This window comes from Nocardia barduliensis (assembly GCF_013315795.1).
Taxonomy (GTDB): Bacteria; Actinomycetota; Actinomycetes; order Mycobacteriales; family Mycobacteriaceae; genus Nocardia; species Nocardia barduliensis.
The window spans coordinates 1-17,689 of sequence record NZ_JABLTE010000134.1 but is presented as its reverse complement, the minus strand read 5'-3'; the positions used below and the strand labels follow the sequence as shown (position 1 = coordinate 17,689).

At 64.2% G+C, this 17,689-nt stretch carries 17 protein-coding genes and 3 pseudogenes; 9 read left to right on the top strand and 11 right to left on the bottom strand.

Features of this window, described 5'->3' with window-relative positions; translation table 11 throughout:
* Positions 1-86: 86 nt before the first annotated feature.
* Genes HOV91_RS34375 through HOV91_RS34360 form a run of 4 tightly spaced genes read right to left on the bottom strand, consistent with a single transcriptional unit; the run spans position 87 to position 4,489 of the window.
* Positions 87-605 carry a hypothetical protein gene (locus HOV91_RS34375; RefSeq protein ID WP_174189433.1) on the bottom strand — a complete coding sequence of 173 codons (519 nt, stop codon included), beginning with the start codon at positions 603-605 and terminating at the stop codon, positions 87-89.
* A 22-nt stretch (positions 606-627) separates the two neighbouring features.
* Positions 628-1,878 (bottom strand): hypothetical protein, encoded by a 1,251-nt coding sequence (locus tag HOV91_RS34370; RefSeq protein ID WP_174189432.1) that lies wholly within the window; start codon positions 1,876-1,878, stop codon positions 628-630.
* Positions 1,871-4,258 carry a hypothetical protein gene (locus HOV91_RS34365; RefSeq protein ID WP_174189431.1) on the bottom strand — a complete coding sequence of 796 codons (2,388 nt, stop codon included), beginning with the start codon at positions 4,256-4,258 and terminating at the stop codon, positions 1,871-1,873. The genes HOV91_RS34370 and HOV91_RS34365 overlap by 8 nt, the downstream gene beginning before the upstream one ends.
* An 18-nt stretch (positions 4,259-4,276) precedes the next feature.
* Complete coding sequence (locus HOV91_RS34360; RefSeq protein ID WP_174189430.1) at positions 4,277-4,489, bottom strand: hypothetical protein; 213 nt, start codon at positions 4,487-4,489, stop codon at positions 4,277-4,279.
* 103 nt (positions 4,490-4,592) lie between these two features.
* Here HOV91_RS34360 and HOV91_RS34355 point away from each other — a divergent pair, with 103 nt between their 5' ends.
* Positions 4,593-5,399 carry an AfsR/SARP family transcriptional regulator gene (locus HOV91_RS34355; protein ID WP_312884882.1) on the top strand — a complete coding sequence of 269 codons (807 nt, stop codon included), beginning with the start codon at positions 4,593-4,595 and terminating at the stop codon, positions 5,397-5,399.
* Here HOV91_RS34355 and HOV91_RS34350 read toward each other — a convergent pair.
* Both HOV91_RS34350 and HOV91_RS34345 read right to left on the bottom strand, forming a co-directional pair.
* A complete protein-coding gene (locus HOV91_RS34350; protein WP_174189429.1) occupies positions 5,392-7,014 on the bottom strand; it encodes a M1 aminopeptidase family protein in 1,623 nt (540 codons plus the stop codon). The two genes, HOV91_RS34355 and HOV91_RS34350, sit on opposite strands and share 8 nt — an antisense overlap.
* Before the next feature lie 330 nt (positions 7,015-7,344).
* A pseudogene (locus tag HOV91_RS34345) lies at positions 7,345-8,034 on the bottom strand (IS630 family transposase); the annotation flags it as partial.
* Between the two features lie 204 nt (positions 8,035-8,238).
* On the opposite strand from HOV91_RS34345, the gene HOV91_RS34340 reads away from it, so the two are divergent.
* Complete coding sequence (locus tag HOV91_RS34340) at positions 8,239-9,345, top strand: hypothetical protein (RefSeq protein ID WP_174189428.1); 1,107 nt, start codon at positions 8,239-8,241, stop codon at positions 9,343-9,345.
* Positions 9,346-9,486: 141 nt separating this feature from the next.
* Positions 9,487-9,723, top strand: coding sequence for a hypothetical protein (locus HOV91_RS34335; RefSeq protein ID WP_174189427.1), 237 nt, complete (start codon positions 9,487-9,489; stop codon positions 9,721-9,723).
* 40 nt (positions 9,724-9,763) lie between these two features.
* On the opposite strand, the gene HOV91_RS34330 is transcribed toward HOV91_RS34335, so the two are convergent.
* Positions 9,764-9,994, bottom strand: a complete 231-nt coding sequence (locus HOV91_RS34330; protein ID WP_174189426.1) for a hypothetical protein — start codon at positions 9,992-9,994, stop codon at positions 9,764-9,766.
* Positions 9,995-11,033: 1,039 nt separating this feature from the next.
* Between HOV91_RS34330 and HOV91_RS34325 the strand changes: the two are divergent.
* Both HOV91_RS34325 and HOV91_RS34320 read left to right on the top strand, forming a co-directional pair.
* Positions 11,034-11,288 (top strand): annotated as a pseudogene (locus HOV91_RS34325) (transposase); the annotation flags it as partial.
* A 15-nt stretch (positions 11,289-11,303) separates the two neighbouring features.
* Complete coding sequence (locus HOV91_RS34320; RefSeq protein WP_174189424.1) at positions 11,304-12,176, top strand: IS3 family transposase; 873 nt, start codon at positions 11,304-11,306, stop codon at positions 12,174-12,176.
* Between the two features lie 43 nt (positions 12,177-12,219).
* On the opposite strand, the gene HOV91_RS34315 is transcribed toward HOV91_RS34320, so the two are convergent.
* A complete protein-coding gene (locus HOV91_RS34315) occupies positions 12,220-13,203 on the bottom strand; it encodes a GlxA family transcriptional regulator (RefSeq protein ID WP_312884881.1) in 984 nt (327 codons plus the stop codon).
* A gap of 73 nt (positions 13,204-13,276) precedes the next feature.
* On the opposite strand from HOV91_RS34315, the gene HOV91_RS34310 reads away from it, so the two are divergent.
* From HOV91_RS34310 to HOV91_RS34290, 4 genes and pseudogenes are all read left to right on the top strand, one after another.
* Positions 13,277-13,732 carry a hypothetical protein gene (locus HOV91_RS34310; RefSeq protein WP_174189423.1) on the top strand — a complete coding sequence of 152 codons (456 nt, stop codon included), beginning with the start codon at positions 13,277-13,279 and terminating at the stop codon, positions 13,730-13,732.
* On the top strand, positions 13,645-14,415 hold the full coding sequence (locus tag HOV91_RS40315) for an alanine racemase (protein WP_312884880.1): 771 nt from the start codon (positions 13,645-13,647) through the stop codon (positions 14,413-14,415). Before HOV91_RS34310 ends, HOV91_RS40315 begins: the two co-directional genes overlap by 88 nt.
* Positions 14,324-15,541: an IS110 family RNA-guided transposase gene (locus tag HOV91_RS34295; protein ID WP_217441453.1), complete on the top strand. Its 1,218-nt coding sequence runs from the start codon at positions 14,324-14,326 to the stop codon at positions 15,539-15,541. The genes HOV91_RS40315 and HOV91_RS34295 overlap by 92 nt, the downstream gene beginning before the upstream one ends.
* A gap of 78 nt (positions 15,542-15,619) precedes the next feature.
* A pseudogene (locus HOV91_RS34290) lies at positions 15,620-16,124 on the top strand (transposase); the annotation flags it as partial.
* Positions 16,125-16,274: 150 nt separating this feature from the next.
* Here the strand turns inward: HOV91_RS34290 and HOV91_RS34285 are convergent.
* The 3 genes from HOV91_RS34285 to HOV91_RS34275 form a co-directional block, all read right to left on the bottom strand.
* On the bottom strand, positions 16,275-16,466 hold the full coding sequence (locus tag HOV91_RS34285; protein WP_174189422.1) for a hypothetical protein: 192 nt from the start codon (positions 16,464-16,466) through the stop codon (positions 16,275-16,277).
* On the bottom strand, positions 16,436-16,747 hold the full coding sequence (locus HOV91_RS34280; RefSeq protein ID WP_174189421.1) for a hypothetical protein: 312 nt from the start codon (positions 16,745-16,747) through the stop codon (positions 16,436-16,438). The genes HOV91_RS34285 and HOV91_RS34280 overlap by 31 nt, the downstream gene beginning before the upstream one ends.
* 655 nt (positions 16,748-17,402) lie before the next feature.
* Positions 17,403-17,689, bottom strand: a 287-nt coding sequence (locus tag HOV91_RS34275) for an AMP-binding enzyme (RefSeq protein ID WP_438822719.1), incomplete at its 5' end; no start/stop codon positions are given.

Here is a 17,689-nt window from a genome sequence, read left to right as displayed (position 1 = left end):
GCTGGGGGTTCAACAACTGGGCGAGTGTCCGGAACATGGCGCGTGCTTCTTCCTTTTCAGCGCTTCTTCGCGGAATGCGGTGTACGCTAGTGCTGCCCGTCGGAGCACGGGGCGGGTTTGTCGGCGACATAGTTGTTCGTCACGAAGCTGACGAGTTGAACATTGCCTCTTCCGTCCCTCAATCGCACCGCAACGACGGTCTGCGGGTCCGTTGTCACTGGAATCAGTTCCAGCGGGCAGGGGATGGCGATTGGGTCCGCGTCGTCGACGCCGCCGATGCGGACACAGACCACCGACTTCGCGAACGCCGGTGGCTTTGCCGCAGGAAACTTCAGCATGCCGTCGGCCGTCACCTCGACCGGTAGTTCCTGGGTCGGTTCCCCGACCACCGAACCATGCGTCCGCAGCAAATAGACCAGCGCCGAAAACTCCGACAGCTTGAGTGCGTTCTCCACGCTTCCGCCTGCTGGCTCCTCCTCCGGATCGCACGGCTTTGTGTGTTCGGATTTGCTGAGTCTGCTGCAGGCGGCGGTGAGATCCTGGAGGTCTGCCCATGTCAATGGCTTCGTCGCCGCCGCCTCGGGTTCCTGTTGTGATCCGGTCATCGTCGGTCTCCAATCTCTTCGTTCACGCGGCCTCGGACCGGTCGCCGCCGACGCGTCGAAGCCATGTCTCCATGCTCGTCGGCGCTGCGGGAGCCTCCAGGTTGCGCAGCACCGTGAGCGCGAGAATCCGCATCGGTTCGATGCGTTGCAGATAACTCGACGTGTACAGCGACGGTCCGGCACGGTCGGCAAAGCGCTCGAGCTCCTGCGGAGCCACTCGTCTCGGATCGGCCAGGGTCGACAGAGACACACCGTTGAAGGCCGCCATCGGTCGCCGCGTACAGACATCGACGATGGTTCCGAGCCTGGCCAGGCTTGCCGACGTGATGGCCGCAACATCCGAGGGGGCTTTCGCGAGTGAATGCCTGGCGATCCATCGGGCGCCGAGCGCGTCCCACGGGCCGTCGCGAAACCACGATCGGCACAATGCGACGTTGAACAGAACTCGTAGCAACGCGAACGGGTGCGGATCCCCGAGGGGCATGCGGAACACTGTCCTGGTGGGCCCGTCGACGACTGTCGCCAGTGCCGGGACCGGGGCGTAGCCGAGCAGGCAGAAGGCATACGTGTCGGCTGCGACCTCGCTCGCCCAGCTCTGCCAGGCCTCGGCGGCCAGCTGGTCGTGTTGTGCCAGTGATGTCCGCAGCGCCGTACCGAGTTCGGCGGTCCAGCCGGTCAGATGCGCAACCTGATGGCCGGTTTCGTGCACCAGCGACGTCGGCTGCCACAGATTGTGTCTGGTGATCTTGATAGCGGCGGCGGGCGACAGCGACGAGTCCCACAGCCGCGCTCCCGCCCGCAGGATCGAGGCTCCCATGCCCTTGTCGAGGTAGGTCAACACCGGGGGAGTGTCGATCCCGAGCGGACGCAGCACCTGGTCCATGCTGTGCACGGCAAGCGCGTCGAGGCCACGGAGGACGGCACCGGTCCGCGGGGTGGTCCTGGTATTGACGGCGTCTCCGAAGAAATCGACCACGGCTTCGGCACGCCGGTACCGGCGACGCAGATCGAGCAGATCGGCCCGAACAGACTTCAGGTCGGTGGGTGTCTGCACGGCGCTCAACGTGAACCAGATCCGGTCGGCCCGCGCGGCCAAACGCTTCACGAGCGCCGCGAGATTGGAGCGGACCGACAGACCCAAATAGGACTCCAATGCCTTCCATGCCTGCACCGAGGCGGCGACCTCGAGGTCGCCCAGACCGGCACATGCGCGCCGCCAGTGCCGCACCTCCGTGCCGAGTGCGGCCGTTTCCGTAGCGAATTCGTCAGACATGCTGTAACCCTGGATGTACGGCGACCTCGGGCCTCAGCTCCTGCCCCAGATCTGCGCCCAACCCGCTGAACGTGACCGCGATAGTGACCCCGTCCGCCGGGTCGCCGACCGCCGACGCGAACTGGCTAGCTTTCTGCGCCAGGAACGTGGCGATGGCGGTACTCGTCGCGGCGGCGATCGAGCCCGCGAGCTGGGTTGCCGTCAGCGGATCGGGAACCAGAGACGACCTCACCAGGCGACGGGCGACCCGGTACTGCAGCTTGGGCAGAAAGATCTGTCGCAGCGCAGTGAGAACCGCCGGCAAATCGCGCTGCCCAGACGGGGCCGATCGCTGCATCCGCGCGAGAATCATCCGGGCACGGCGTTCGGACAGCCGGATCGCGATCCGGAGCTGTTTACTGGTCGGATCGAGGCGAACCGTGAACAGCCTGCGAGGTCGGCGGCTGCGTTTGGCAGGCAACCTCCCGGTGCGCACGCGGAAGTATCGGCGGCCGGGAACCGGCCGATGCCGTCTCCGGCCCACCGGGGCAGTTCGACGCCCGAGCGCCGGTTCGCGCAGCAGCAGCCCCGCCGCCTCGGGAGTCAGCGGTTGGAATTCGTCGCCGAGCGGCATCTCGTCGGCGGGAAGCGACTCGTCGCGGGTGAAGTGGCCGGGCAGTGTGCCGGGAATCGTCTCGTACAGATCGATCTCGGCGTGTATGGGCCACCGGTCGACGCCGCGGTCGAGCAGATACGACTCGAGGGTGCCGCCGTCGGACCACGGAACCGCGCGCGCGATCTGACGCGGGATCGGTGCCGCGAAGACCCTGGTGTATTTGCGGAAGCGGTAACGCGGCGCCACCGCGCGGGGCATGAGCACCCAGAATCCGCCTTCGCCCGCAGTCTCGCGTTCGGGCAGGTCGGCGCGCAGGATCGGATCTGGCAGATACGCCGCCGCAGCCTCCGCGAACGCTCGCTGTACCGCGGCGCTGACTTGCAGCGGGTCTTCGAGTGCCTCGTCGGACAGCTCATCGAGGGTTTGCAAGACGGTCGCCTCGACAGCCGAGGCCAGCGCCTCACCGGCGACCGTCTGCTCCTGTTCGGGGCCGGCCTCGAGCCCGAGAGCACTGAATCCGACACCCACCGCCGCGCGCGCGATGATCCGCGCCGCCTCCGGCCCGACCCACTTCTTGATCAGATTCGCCAGCGGCGAGGCGATAAGCTTGATCAGTTTGCCTCTCGCGCCGGTGACGGTCAGCCCCAGTTTGAGCAGCGGACGGATCGCGAGTATTGCCGGCATGAACTGTTCGATCTCGGCGACCGGAGGTTCGCTGCCCTCATGGGTGGCCAGTTGGGTGGCCAACAGCGCGCGGGCCTGATCGAGCTGCGCCACCGGGTCGGCCTCAGTGTCGGAAACCTCCGGCTCCTCGGCATCCGCCTCGTCGGCCGCGCTGGCGAAGAAGAGCGAGGTCAGTTCGGCATCGAACGCTACGGCGAGATCCGACACCGTTCCCGTCTCGCCGTCGGTGGTCTCCTCCGCGCCGGATTCGCCGTCGGCGGCCTCGCCGATGCCGAGCTTCGTCATCAGGATCTGCACGGCCGGTCGCACCGACGCGGGAAGCGCGCGGCTCAACGGCCTGATGAGCTTGGCGATCACGCCCTTCAGAAGCTTGAGTCCGATACGCTTAAGCTTGTCGAGTATCGGCCCGATCACAAACTTGCCGAGCGCCTTCACGCCCTTGCCGATCGTCTTCAGTCCGGACTTCGCGACGTCGATCACGCCCTTGACGGGGTTCTTGACGAACTTGAGCGCCTGCTTGACCTTAGATTTGACGAACCGCTTCGCCTTGCGCCACAATTTCCCCAGGAAGTGGTCGAACCCTTCGACACCAAGCGCCTCCGGCGTGTCGAGCGAATCGATCAGTTCGTCAATCTCATGCTCGCTCATGCCGGTCATGTCTACGTTCTCAAGCCCGGCCGCGAGGCTGTCGACTGCCCGCTCCCATTCGGAGGCCAGCGGCGACATCCACTCCTCGAGCACTTCCCGGGCATTCGTCTCCGTCGCCGTCTCCGACCATTGTGTGGAGTCGGCGAGCAGGTAGGCCGCGCCTTCGTCGAGTAACTGCTCGATCGCGTCCTCGAACTCCTCGTCGTGCAGCGACTCCAAGAAGTCCTGCGCCGCCGCTGCTTCGGCGTCGGCTTCGGCGTCGACCTCGCCGAACGGCGATTCGACGAAGTAAACTCCTTCGAAAGGAGATTCGCCAGCGTCCGATGCCGTCTCGACGTCGCCGGGACCGCTGGCCTCGGCGATCGGTGATAAGCCCGCGAACGGTGAGGTATACGTGTCGGTCTGCACTGTTCCCACCTCCGAGAGAAGTGTGTCGAGTTCGATGATCGACACCGGTCGTCTACGACGGCGTCAACGAGCCGTATCCCGGCGCGCCTCATCGGGCGGGTCGTCATCGAGTTCGTGCAGCACCGCTTCGATCTGTTTGCACGCTTCAGCAACGTCGGAGAATGCCCACTGCCGCGCGGCCGTCGTGACGCCGGCGCCCACGATGACGCGGATGATGGAGCGATCGATGTCACGCCACGCGCGGACCACGATGACCCTGGCCTCGTCCTCGGTCATGCACTCAAGGTCGTACCCGCCCGTTGCAGGCGCCGTCAACGACGCATTGCGTCGCGTTAACGAACCGTTGACGCTCAAGCCACGGCGATACCCGAGGATCTGAGTGCACGTCGTAGCGGATGACGAGAAGGAAGGTCAGATGATGCCTTCGTCGGACAATCTCGCTAACGCCGTCGGCGCCAGGCCCATGCTCGCCCTACTCGGTGGCTTTTCGTTGCGGATCGGTACCGTGACGGTCGCACTGCCGCTGCATGCCCGGCGGGTGTTGGCGTACCTCTCGCTGGACAAGATCTCCGAACCTGATTGCGACCGGTGTGCCCTGGCAGAGCGTCTATGGTCCGACTCGCCATTGGACCGATCGCGGGCCAGCCTTCGCACGGCATTGTGGCGGATTCGGCGAGCGAGTCCGGATCTGGTCTTGGCTGGGGGCGACAGGGTAGGGCTCGGGGATACGGTGGACGTCGACGTGCACCGTATCCGGTGCTGCGCAGAGCAAATCCTGTCACACCGGATCAAAGGATGCACCGATCCCGCCGAGCTGTTGTCGCCAACAGTCGAGCTGCTGCCCGGCTGGGATGAAGCCTGGTTGCTACTTGCACGCGAACAGTTGCGGCAACTTCGGCTGCATGCGCTGGAAGCTGCGGCGGTTCAGTTGTGCGAGGCGGGCCGGTTCGCCGCGGCGATCGACGTACTGTTGGCGGTGGTTGCTGAGGAGCCTCTGCGCGAATCGGCTCAGACGAAGTTGATCGAGGTACACATATCCGAAGGGAACCTGTCCGAGGCGCGGCGGCAACTCGATGCGTTCGCGACCCTTCTGTGGAACGAACTCGGCTTGCTGCCTTCCGCTGAATTGGTGGGACGAATCGGCGCGGACGCCTCCCTGAGTACACGCAGGCGGCAGATCAGGTGAGGTTCTTCTGCGCGAGGATCACCTGGTTCCAGACATGTGACGATGCCGAAGGATGGCAGCGGCGCGCGTGAACGGCTGCCAGCAGCGACAGCTCACCACCGCCGGTCGGTATCGCGTCGGCAGGCCATCGAGCCGAGACAACTTGGGAACTACCGGGGTTCAGCTGGAAGCCCACCGCAGCAGCATGGCAGGGAATGAAGTCGTCCGGATAGCAGAAGGGACGATCGTTCGCATTGGCAACGGCGAACGTCACGACGAAATGGCGGCATTCACCCCCTGTCCGATGATTGTGGACGCGCGCGTGAAGCCAGTTGTCCGCGCACGGCCGCAGCGGCTGGTGGCTGCTCCCGGCGTCGTTGGTGTGCGTGAGCCATAGGTCCGGCGAATCCGAATGCGCCACGGTCCAGACGTCGAAGTAGTCGTGATCGACGGTGTTGCGTAACCATAGCCGTGGGCTCGGCGTTGGATCGTCGAAGCCGTAGACGAACCGGTGAAACGCGTCGACGAGGGTGACATCGCCTGAGCGGGTGATCAGATGTGACTCCAGCTGTGGTGTCGATACCGTTCTACGGACACGGGACTCATACAACTCACGCATCAGGACGCGCAACCGATCGGCACCGACAGAGGCCGCCACCCCACGGAAGAAACGGCTGCCGTCGGTGTAGCTGTTCGGGGTCGTCCGCCGCTGAAACGGTCGCCGCGAGCATAGTTCGACGGCACGCTCACGATAGTCGAAACGCTGAGTTCGGTCGGGCATGTCGTCGTTGAGTCGAGCAAATGCCTCATCCGACCAAGCGTCAGCCTGCGAAGCAGGCGACAACCCTCGGGCGAACCACGAGTGTAAGACCTCATGCCGAAGCGCTGCGACCGATGTTGTGGCTCCAAGCGCATACTCCATGCCGCCCGAAGCGCCATGTAGAAAGCACACGAAGCGGTCACCCGGATACGCTCCGAAGTTTGCTTCATTGCCCGCCAACAACATTGCGATGCGGTCGAGCTGTTCGTCAAGCGACGTAGGATCGGTGACGAGTTTCCAGGCTTCGACCACGACCGACGAAGACCGCAGTTGCACAGTCGCCGATGCCTGTTCAACCGTGTCGACGGCGCGGACTTCCAGCATCGGCGACATCGACGTGAACCACGACGGAAACTGGACCGACCAGGCGTTGTTGTCGATTGCCACGACCGTGCCATTGCTGATGACGGCGTGGGGGACAACCGTTCCGGCGACCCGGATCGTCAGCGCGATCGGGAACTGGTCGAATTGCAGATTCGATGGCAACCAGGCCTCAAGGTACCGCCCAGCGTAAAGATCCGCCATGCCGAACGACCACTGTAGGCGCGGCCCCGCACGCCACTCCAGTGCGGGAGGGTAGGCGCCGTCGAGCTGGGACCGTGGTGTACACAGACGGTATTGGAACCGAAGCGTGTGGCTTGATCCGGCAGCCTGGACTGCCTGCAGAACCCGAATCGAACCGAAGAGGCCCTCGCCGACATCGCGCGGACGTACCAGATCCGGCTCGACCACGCCGTCGTCGAGCCAGCATCGATCGATCTCCTGACGGAGATCGAAGATCGGGCTCCCAGCGGCAGGTCCCACGACGTACATCATTGTGGCATCAACCTGGGCCGTGGAGGTGGATCCGTCAAGCCTCACGTGTGCGCGTAGACCCTCGACGTGGATAGGCACGGCGACCAGTCCGTCCACGACCGTCGGCGGAGGCGCCGTCGTGAAATCGCCGGGCATCATAGCCTCCTCCAGAGCTTCGTGGTCATAAACAATCGTCGCAGATCCACGAAAGGATGTCCCGAACTCCCGTGGAACTTCGGTGGAGTCCCGTGGACGTTCTCGTCCCCTATCAGGCACATAGGGTCCAGGAGGCCCGAGATCCGGTGCTTTGGCCGCTACCTAGTGTGTCGCGCCTGAAATTAGGCTAGTAAGTTACTGTTTTGTTTTGGGGGCTGGCGGGTTGATTTTGACGAGGTAGTCGGCGAGGGATTTGAGGATCTCGTCGGCGGTCTTGGTCCAGCGGAAGGGGCGGGGGTTGTCGTTCCAGGTCTGGGTCCAGTCGGTGATGTCGTCTTCGAGGGCCTTGACGGAGGTGTGGACGCCGCGGCGGATGAGTTTGTCGGTGAGCAGGCCGAACCAGCGTTCGACCTGGTTCATCCAGCTCGATCCGGTGGGGGTGAAGTGGATGTGGAAGCGGGGATGCCGGGCCAGCCAGGTCTTGATTTCGGCGGTGTTGTGGGTGGCGTAGTTGTCGCAGACCAGGTGGACGTCGAGTTCGCGGGGCACGGCCTTGTCGATGGTGACCAGGAGTTTCTTGAACTCGGCGGCGCGGTGGCGGCGGTGGAGTTCGGTGATGACGGTGCCGTCGGCGATGTTGAACGCGGCGAACAGGCTGGTGATGCCGTGGCGCAGGTAGTCATGGGTGCGGCGTTCGGGCGTGCCCATGGTTATCGGCAGCACCGGCTGCGACCTGTCGAGGGCCTGGATCTGGCTTTTCTCGTCGACGCACAGCACTATCGCCTTCTCGGGCGGATTGTGGTACAGGCCAACGACATCCACCACTTTCTCCACGAATAGCGGGTCGGTGGACAGCTTGAACGAACCCTGTAGGTGCGGTTTGAGGTAGACGTAGTCGCTGTTCAGACCCGCCGCGTTCTGGTTGCGATCGCAGTGTAAGTTGTTGCTGCACAATACATTACCACCATGAGGACTTGTCTTCAGGCTAGACTCCCAGAATGGCAACTAAGCGACCTACCGTGAGTCCTGCCGCGGACGGGAATGCGCCTCTCCGCCTTCCTTGACGCGAACGCGTTTCCGTATGGGCGGGTGAGTTTGGAAGATCTGGCCGTCCTCAAGGATCTGTATAGGCTTGGTGTCAAGGTCGGCATTCCTGAGCCCGTCCTAAATGAACTAGTCGCACATGCAATGCGTAAGTTCGTAGATGTAGAGCCCTTCCTCGCCGAAGGCCTCGCTCGTTCCGGTCATATAACGCGGGCCAAAGCGATAGAACGCCTTCGTGGGCAATTGGAAGAAGTTGGTGCCAACATAATAGAGCCGACAAATCTGCAGTATAAAGCAGCGCCTACTGGCACAGATACACTCAGTGCCGCCAGCTGGGAAAAATCTGACGTTCAAACTTGCGCCGTCGACTACATATCTTATCGCGTAGTCGTGTCTGCGGCACGGCGATTTCCTTCGGTTGTCGCAGTGTCTGGTGACCGTGCCATCTCAACAAAACTGGAAGAAGCCGAGGTGCGCTGCCTGCACAGCCTCCGTGCGGCCCGGCGCGTCGCAATGGATGCGGTGCAACGAGTCGCGTGGAGTGAATTGATCGAGAAGATCCCCATCCTCCTAGATGGGGCGATCTGGAAGGCGGCCGTCGAGACGGTGTACGAATTGAAGGTAGAGTTTTCTGTCGATCAAGTTACTGGAATATCTGACGCTTTCGTCTCGGCCAACGGCACCTGGATCGTCTATGCTATAGCGCATACCTACGAAGTTGACACCATTTCAGATGTCTGGTTCGGGACATTCGAAGACTCCGTCGGCTACATGTTCCCCTATTCTGACACTGCCGAGGAATACATCAACGGAGAGCTGAGTTGCATTCCAGCGGTGATTAGGCCGCACTATGGGCGCTATGCTGACGTGAGCCTCAGCGAAGATAAATTGGTGCAGGTAGAGCCTATTGATGAATTCTCGGTAGCGTTCGTGGTGGATGAGCATGTGGTTGTCAAAGTCGCGTGGTCGGAACGAATGCATGTCATTCACGACGACGACACAGGGACTCAGGTCGTTCTCACCCAACCTCTAGTAGATCTCCGCGTCACAACTGGCAACGACTCGACTATTCCAAGGTGGCGAGGTGGTGTTGCATCGGCACTCCTACATGAATTAGCGTCGCAGCGCGATAAACCTCGTACGCGGGGTTGACCAGGACTGGCGTGTCCGTCAGATCGGCGCCGCTGACGTCCCCGCGCAGGTAGTCGACGACGAATTACCCCGGACCGGATCGTGTTCGAGGCTCCGGCGCCGGTGAGAGCGGCCGACAGCTGTGCGCGGCGGGACTTCTCGGTGGCCAGGTACATCTCGGCACTGGCTGGGGTGGGCGGCTCGCCGTGCCAGGCCATCACCGCCTCCATCACCCAGGCGTCCAGAGCCCGCGCCGACAGGACGTCCACAGCGGCGGCCTGGCGGTCGTACACGACGCTGGCCTCGGTGAACCGCTGCCACCACTGCGCATCGAAATCCGGGTCGATGCTGACATTGTTCCCCTCGACGTCGTTGACCACGCCGAAGGTGCCCGCGTAGTGGCTAGTCAGCTCGTTCACGCGGCGCGTGGCCACCTCCGCTAGTTGCTGGTCGTAGCGCCCACGATCGCGGCGGTCAAGACCTCCATGGTCGATTCGCGGCCGGAGTCCCAGCTGAACCGGGTGAGCTGGGCTTCGGCCATCGTCCGCGCGCTGTCGATGTCGGTCTGGGCGTCGGTGCGACCCATCGCGGCGTCGGCGGCGGCTTGGTCGAGCTCGTATGCCTGCTCGTCGGCTCGGTGCAGCGCCGCCGACGCCAGCAGATACGCCATCGTCTGGCTGTGGCCGGCGGGCACACCGTGGACCGGCTGGCGGGCTCACGGCGCCGGTCCGAGTGGCGCAAACCCCTTGGGAGGGACTTAGCATTGACTGCACCGGCTTTGGTTGACCCGCGGGGTCGATGGGTTCAGGCCGCGAGGTAAATGCACCCAAACTGGGTATCTTCCAAGCATTGACGGGCACCATGACCGGACGCAATGCTTTACGCGTGGCGAGTAAACAAGATTGCGCACCGCATTCCAGCGAGGATCCCCCCGAATCGACGCCCGAGCAGAGAAATACGCTCCGCACGGTATCTCGGTCCTTGGAGCGTCGCGACCTATCCGCCGAAACCGAGTACTTCCCTCATACCCATTGCAGCGCAACGCACTTAGGCAAATCTTCAGCAGCGGGCGTCTGCCTCGTGGACGTGTCCGAAGGAGGCCAAAAACGAGAAAAATGTGTATGGTGATGGCATGTGCACAATAGCTGTGCACAGCTGCTGCAATTCCGGTGTACGACTCCCCCTCCGGACACGTTTTGTCATGCATCCTCTGCAAATTTGCAGAGGATGCGTTCATTTTAGGGCCCCTGAGATGGTCCGGACACCGCAGATCCGCAAATTTGCGTAGTTAGTCGGTCAAAAGCGGAGGCGCTGACACGGGCGGGCGGTTCGATCGGTCGGGAATAGGGTTCTGTCCGAGCTCGGAACGCCCTCTCAACCGGAAAGCGCTTGGTCCCCAGGTTCAAGAACCAGCGGCAGCGTTTCTTCCATGCGGGTGTCCGCGAAGGCATCCGCAGCGGGCAAGGGGCGGGCGGCTGGTGGGAACTGGTGGATGGCTCAACGATGAATCTTCTAGGCCCTCGAGTCGGTGAGGCGGAAGTTGGCGCCGCAGTCGGTGATCACCGTGGATTCGGGCAACTCGGCGGCGATGGCCGCGGACTGAGGTTACCCCGTTTCCTTGGAGGGCTCTGAGCATGGTCCGCTAGGGCCGGGAAGGAGTCCCGCGTGGCAGCACCGAAGAAGTATCCGGACGAGTTGAAGCTCGAGCGGTTCGCTTGTATCTGGAGTCGGACCCGAAACCGACGATCCGTAAGCTCGCCCAGCAGCTCGGGGTGCATCACGAGGTGCTGCGGAACTGGATCCGCCAGGCCGATACCGGCCAGCGACCGGAACCGGCGTCCGCTGATCTGGCCGAGGAAAACAAGCGGCTGCGTAAACAGGTGGCCGAATTGGAGCGTGTGAACGACATTCTGCGGTCTGCGAGTGCGTATTTCGCCTCGGAGCTCGGCCAGACCCGGAGGTGATCGTGCGGTTTTGTGATGGACAGCCGGCACCCGGTCGAGCTCGTATTGCGGGTGCTGGGTATCGCCTCGTCAACCTATTACTGGTGGTGCAACCGCCTCGAGCGGTCCTCGGCGCGGCAGATCGCCGACGAGGAGTTGCTGGTCGAGATCGTCGATATCCATACCAGCTCCGGCGGCACTTACGGCTCTCCCCGTGTGCACGCGATGCTGGCACGGCGCGGGATCTCGGTCGGCCGCAAACGGGTGGAACGGGTGATGCGCGGCGCCGGGTTGCAGGGCGCATTTCTGCGGAAACGGTGGCGGATCGGATCCACACGACAAGATCCGCGGGCAGCGCCGGCGCCGGACCTGGTCGAACGCATCTTCACTGCGGATCGACCGAACCGGCTGGGGGTGGCCGACGCCACGCGCAGCCCGTGTGGGCAGGGCGCGTTCTGGCTGGCCGCGGTGCGGGATGCGTTCTCCAACCGGATCGTCGGGTGGAAGACCTCCGACCGCTGCGACACCGAGCTGGTGCTCGGCGCGCTGGAGTACGCGGTCTGGAGCCGAGATGTCCGGGATGGCGAGTTGATCCACCACTCCGACAGGGGATCGACCTACACCGCTATCCGCTTCGCGAACCGGTTGGCTGACAACGGAATTGCGCAATCCATGGGATCGGTCGGGGATTCCTACGATAACGCGCTGATGGAGAACTTCTTCTCCACCCTGAAGACCGAACTGGTCTACCGCCGGTCGTGGCGGACCCGCGACGAGGCCGAGAACGCCTTGTTCTCCGACCTCGACGGCTGGTACAACACCCAACGCATCCAGAAAAAGCTCGGCTGGAGATCACCCGACGAGTTCGAAGCCAGCTACCATCACCCCGTTCCAGCCGAAAGCTGGTAATCCGCCCTCCAACAATGCGGGGGAACCTCAATGAGCGGCGCCGTCAGATACGGGATGGTGCTGGGTGTCCGGCGGACCGGAAGGTGCCGGGTGGGTGTCCGGTGGTCCGGCGCAGGAGCCGGTTGAGGGTGGAGGCATCGGCGAGTCCGATCGCTTGTGCGACCTCGGCGACGCTGCGGCTCGGGTCGCGCAGGAGATCGAGTGCGGCTTCCACTTTGATCCGCTGTACGAACTGGATCGGTGACAGTCCGGTCGTCGCATGTATCCGGCGGGCCAATGTCCGCGTGGAAAGGTGGGTGGCTGTGGCGAGTTCGGTCAGGCGGATCGGGCGGTCGAGTCGCTCGAGCACGAACTTTTCGACGGTGGCCAGATCCGGGTCGACCTCGCGATAGACGGCGCTGCGCCGGAACGGCGTCTGCGAAATGCGGGGTGCCACTGCAATTCTGGACGCGACGGTCTGGGCGGTGGCGGACCCGAACGCTTCTTCGATGATCGCGAGCAGCAGGTCCACATGACCCAGCGCGGCGCCAGCGGTGATCACCGGTCCGTCGTGGACCAGCATCTGGTCGGCGTCCACGTGGCAGGCCGGGTACCGGCGGGCGAACAAGCCGGCCAGCCACCAGGTCGTGGTCACGTTCCGGCCGGCCAGTACGCCCGCCTCGGCGGCGAGGAAGGTGCCGGTGCAGGAGGCTGCGATGCGGGACGAATCCGCGTCGGCAAGCCATTGGGCCGCCGCGCGCACATCGTGCTCGCCGAGGCGGCGTTCGATCTCGGTGGCTCCGGAATCGCCTATCCCGGGAACCACGACCCACGGGCGCGCCGGACCGGTCTCGGACAAGGGCGTGGCGGGTACCGACAGCCCACCGCGCAAATCGATCCTGCCGTTGGCGCCGCCCACGATCCGGACGTCCACCGCGGGTTCGTGCGCCATGGCGTGGCTGCGACTGAGTGCCTCGGCGAGGTCGACCGTGGCGGCCACGCCCACCGGCCCGGAACCGGGCACCACCAGCACATCAATGGCAAGCACGTGGCAAGAATAGCCAATTTATCGTCAATCCTGCCACTTCCGTGCCGGGTGGAGGATTTCTAGCGTGGGTCGCATGCCTCTTCTGCATATCCGCACCTCGGCGGGGGCTTTCACCCCCGCTGCCATCGACGCGCTGGTGGCCCGGCTCACCGAAGCGAGCTGGCGCGCGGAATCCATTCCCGACACTCCTGAGACGCGGCTGCGTTCGGTTGCCGTGCACGACGAGATCCGAACCGGTCGCACCTATTGCGGCGGATTTCCCTCAGACCAGGTGGTCGCGCTGGTGCTCGTGGAATTCACCGCCGGCGAAGGCGTTCTCGACCCGGTCCGGCGGGACAGGTTCGCCGCCGATCTCGAACGTGCCGCACGGGACACCGCGACCGGCTTGGACGGAAAGAGGCTGGTCACCTCGGTGACCTTCAATGAGGTGCCCGAAGGTCGATGGGGCCGCGGCGGAAGGATTGTCCGCTTGCCGGAGATGGCGGCCGCGGCGGGCTTCGAGCATCTGAGCGAAATCGCCGCCCGATGAGCACCGCCACCAATCCCCGGACCCGGCTCGGCGCATCGGCCGAGTGGCCGGCGATCCGGCAGGCGCTGGATCTGCTCGCGATACCCGGCTCGCGTCATGCCATCCCCACTCCAGCCGCGATCATCGACCTCGCCGCGCTGCGCGGCAACCTCGAGCGAGCGGCCGAGATCTGCCGTGATGCCGGTGTCGCGCTACGACCGCACGCCAAGACCCACAAGTCCGCAGATCTCGCCCGCTTGCAACTCGCCGCCGGCGCGGTTGACATCTGCGTAGCCAAAGTCGGTGAGGCCGAGGCTCTGTTCAGCGCTGGAATCGACGACATCTTGGTGACGTCCCCGATTGTGGCCGCTGGCCACGGTGCAGACCTCATCCGTCCACAATGCTGTCGCCGGGATGGTCCCGGCGGTCACTGGCACCACCCCGGTCACGACCTATGCAGACGTGCAACCTTCGAGGTCCAGATGCAGACCTGTCGGGTCGGGGTGGTGGCGGGCTTCACATCGGCCAGCGGGAGTAGCGCTTCGAGCGCCGAGATGAGGTTCCGGGGAAGCCGGCCGAGCGGTGGCCGAAATACTTCTTTCAGGAGCATCGTTGGTCCACGTCACCGGCCCCAGCCCAGTCGAACAGTCTGTGTTCGCGGGAATCGACTGGGGCGGAACACGTCATCAAATATGTCTGGTTGACCATGCTGGCAAGCTGATCGTTCAGAAGCGGGTCGGACACGACGTCGGCGGGTTCGCCGAACTCGATGACCTACTCGACATTCCCGGTATCCGGATCGCGATCGAACGCGGTGAGGGGCTGCTGGTCGAGCACCTGCAGCTAAGCGGCCTTCCGGTTTACTGTGTGTCGCCGAAGATTTCAGCCCGAGCCCGGGAACGCTATCGGCTGTCAGCGACCAAGTCCGACGCCTTCGATGCGTTCGTCCTGGCCGACACCCTCCGTCATGAGCACACGCATTGGCGGCCGTTGCCGCTGCTGTCGCGGGATACCGCCGAGCTCAAGGCGGTGATCCGTGACCGAGAGCGAATCATCTTGTCTCAGCGCAGCGTCGAGTCACAGTTGCGTGCTGTCCTCGACACGTATCACCCTGCGCCGTTGCACCTGTTCTCGACACTCGACCGGGATATCACCCTGGATTTCCTCGCCGATTACCCGACACCCGCGCAGGCCGCTCGCGTCGGAGACAAGCGGATGGACGCGTTCTGCCGCCGACACGGCTACACGGGCCGAGTTCCAGCCGACCAGCTCGTGGAACGGATCCAGCCGCACCTGCTGGCGGCATCAGAGGGCACCACCGCGGGCAAGCAGTTCACCGCGCAACTGTTCGCCTCGCAGCTGCGGTTGCTGAACCAGCACATTCGGGTTTGCAACAAACGGATCGATCAACTTCTCGATGTTCACCCGGATGCGCCGATCTTTCTGAGCTTCCCGGGCATCGGGCCGGTCGTCGCGGCGACATTGATCGCCGAGATGGGTGACGACCGCTCCCACTACCCGGACGCACGGGTCCTGCTCGCCGAGGCCGGCCTGGCGCCAGTCACTCGCGCCTCTGGGCGCATGCATCAGGTCCGGTTCCGTTACGCCTGCAACCATCGAATGCGTCACGCCATCGACTGGTGGGCTTTCGTCTCCACCCGCGAGACCGACTGGGCCGCCACCGCCTATGAGCAGGCTCGGGCCCGTGGCCACGGCAAATACCGCGCTCTGCGTGGTGTCGGGGCCCGCTGGGCGCGGGTGCTCTGGCGCTGCTGGCAGGACAACACCATCTACAACCCAGAAAAACACTCCAGCGCCACAGCGGCCTGACCGCTACCTTCACCAACCCGCGTGTCCACGACGTCACGCGGGCCACAGCCATGCCAACAAATCCAACCCTCTCCGACCCCGCTGGCAGCCTGCCAGTTGACAGCGGGAGTCTGCATCATCCATTTGATCCGCAACACCTTCCGGCTGGCCGGACGCCAGCACTGGGACGCGCTCAAACGGGACGTGAAACCGATCTACACCGCAGTGAACGCCGAGGCTGCTCGCGCGGCGTTGGATGATGAACTGACCGAGAAGTGGGCAACGAAATATGGTGCGATCGTGCGGCTTTGGGAGAGCTCTTGGGAGGAGTTCATTCCGTTCCTCGACTACGACATCGAGATCAGGCGGGTGATCTGCTCGACGAACGCGATCGAGTCACTGAATGCCCCCTACCGGCGCGCGATCAAGGCCCGAGGACATTTCCCCACCGAGCAAGCGGGCGCTGAAATGCCTGTATCTGGTGACTCGTTCGCTCGACCCGACCGGCGCCGGTCGGGCACGATGGACGATGCGCTGGAAGCCTGCGGTCGACGCGTTCGCGATCACCTTCGCCGACCGCTGGCCCGACGCCCGAACCTACTGAGAGAAACCGCCGGAAACACCCTTAGCGAGACAGTCCCGAAACCACCGCCCCGAAATGGGGTGTGGGCGCGAGCTCGACGCACCTGCGGGACCACGGTAGACCCACAGTCCCCGGTCGCGGGGAACGACCGGGCTTGTGCCTGCGTAGCGGCTAGCCAGGGGTTGCGGTTGTGGCCTGCTCGTTGTGTGCGTGCAGGTAGTGGCTCCAGTGCCGCGCGGCGAGAATCGGTCCGGGCAGGTCGCAGGCCAGGGCCAGCATCGCGCTGTTACGTTCGGCGCGTACGGCAATGCCATGCGCGTTGAGCTTCTTGGTCAGCGTGCCAGCGGAGATCGGCGCGTGCACACCACGGTTAGTGGGGAACAGCGGCGCGGCTGGTCGGCCAGGCCGCGCAGCATCCGCGCCAACGGTGGCGGCAGCAGCAAGGGGCGGCGCCCGATGGCGAGGAACCATTTCTCCCCGCAGCCGGTGATGTGTGTGGCATCGAGCCGGTGGATCTGCGACGTCGTCGGACCGTAGAGCATGATCAGTGCGCCGGCGACTCGGATATCAAGTGGCAGTGTGGATTCCGTGTCGAGCAGTTCGCGCAGGCAGTGCAGCTGCTCGTCGGCGTCGAGAGTGATCACCGGCGCAGGGGAAGCCTGTAACCGGACACGGACTCTCGTGCTGATTCTGTGCGTGCGCGCCCAAGCGACGAAGCCCGCGATGTACTCCGCGCGGTCGGGCACTCGCTCCCCTGCGGGCGCACCTTGTCGGGCGCCCGGACCAGCGCGGCCGTATGGCCGGTGGTAGTGGATCGACGGCAGTCCCTTACTTCTTCACGAAGCTATGCTTTGCTCGGTCGCCGGGTTGCGACGTCATTGGACAGCTCACTGTCCGAGGAACAACCGCTCGCATGGCATGCGAGGGAGTAGGCGCAGCCCTTCAGCCGTGTCGCGAAGGAATTCGATCGTGCACCAATGTCTTTTCTGCCAGTCGCGAACGACGCGGCGAGCGGCGGTCGAAGCCACCGCATAGTCGAAGACCAGGCCAGCCATCCATACCCGGACATGTATGTCTCCCTCGGAGAGGAGCCATTCGTCATCTAGCATGCTGCCCGGCTCCTTCCGCGTACAAGTGTCGGAAGCCCACCCGCTTCAACTTCACCGCTGCAACGTCTTTCACCGCGAGGCCGGCGACGTTGCCGAAGCGGTACCGTACTCCGATCCGGGCAGCAGCTCCGGATGGGGCACGATAGTTCGAGCGGGCAAGCACGCCAAAGGCTTTTGCTGAGCGGAAACATCAGGTGAGCGCGGTGATGTCCAGGTTGCCGTCGGTGTACTGGCTGCGCAGCCGCTTCTTGTCGAACTTGCCCACGCTGGTCTTGGGTACCTCGGCGATGAACGTCCAGCGTTCCGGCAACTGCCATTTCGCGAACTTGTCGGCCAGGAACTCGCGCAGTTCCTCCGGCTCGGCCTCGGCGCCCTCGGCGAGCACGATCGCCACCAGCGGGCGCTCGTCCCACTTCTCGTCCGGCACGCCGATCACGGCGGCCTCGGCGACCGCGGGGTGCCCGATCACGGCGTTCT

Coding starts and splice junctions, on each gene's coding strand:
- HOV91_RS34375 (WP_174189433.1), bottom strand. CDS start 605: ATGACCGGATCACAACAGGAACCCGAGGCGGCGGCGACGAAGCCATTG.
- HOV91_RS34370 (WP_174189432.1), bottom strand. CDS start 1,878: ATGTCTGACGAATTCGCTACGGAAACGGCCGCACTCGGCACGGAGGTG.
- HOV91_RS34360 (WP_174189430.1), bottom strand. CDS start 4,489: ATGACCGAGGACGAGGCCAGGGTCATCGTGGTCCGCGCGTGGCGTGAC.
- HOV91_RS34350 (WP_174189429.1), bottom strand. CDS start 7,014: ATGATGTACGTCGTGGGACCTGCCGCTGGGAGCCCGATCTTCGATCTC.
- HOV91_RS34330 (WP_174189426.1), bottom strand. CDS start 9,994: ATGGCGTATCTGCTGGCGTCGGCGGCGCTGCACCGAGCCGACGAGCAG.
- HOV91_RS34320 (WP_174189424.1), top strand. CDS start 11,304: ATGGACAGCCGGCACCCGGTCGAGCTCGTATTGCGGGTGCTGGGTATC.
- HOV91_RS34310 (WP_174189423.1), top strand. CDS start 13,277: ATGCCTCTTCTGCATATCCGCACCTCGGCGGGGGCTTTCACCCCCGCT.
- HOV91_RS40315 (WP_312884880.1), top strand. CDS start 13,645: ATGGGGCCGCGGCGGAAGGATTGTCCGCTTGCCGGAGATGGCGGCCGC.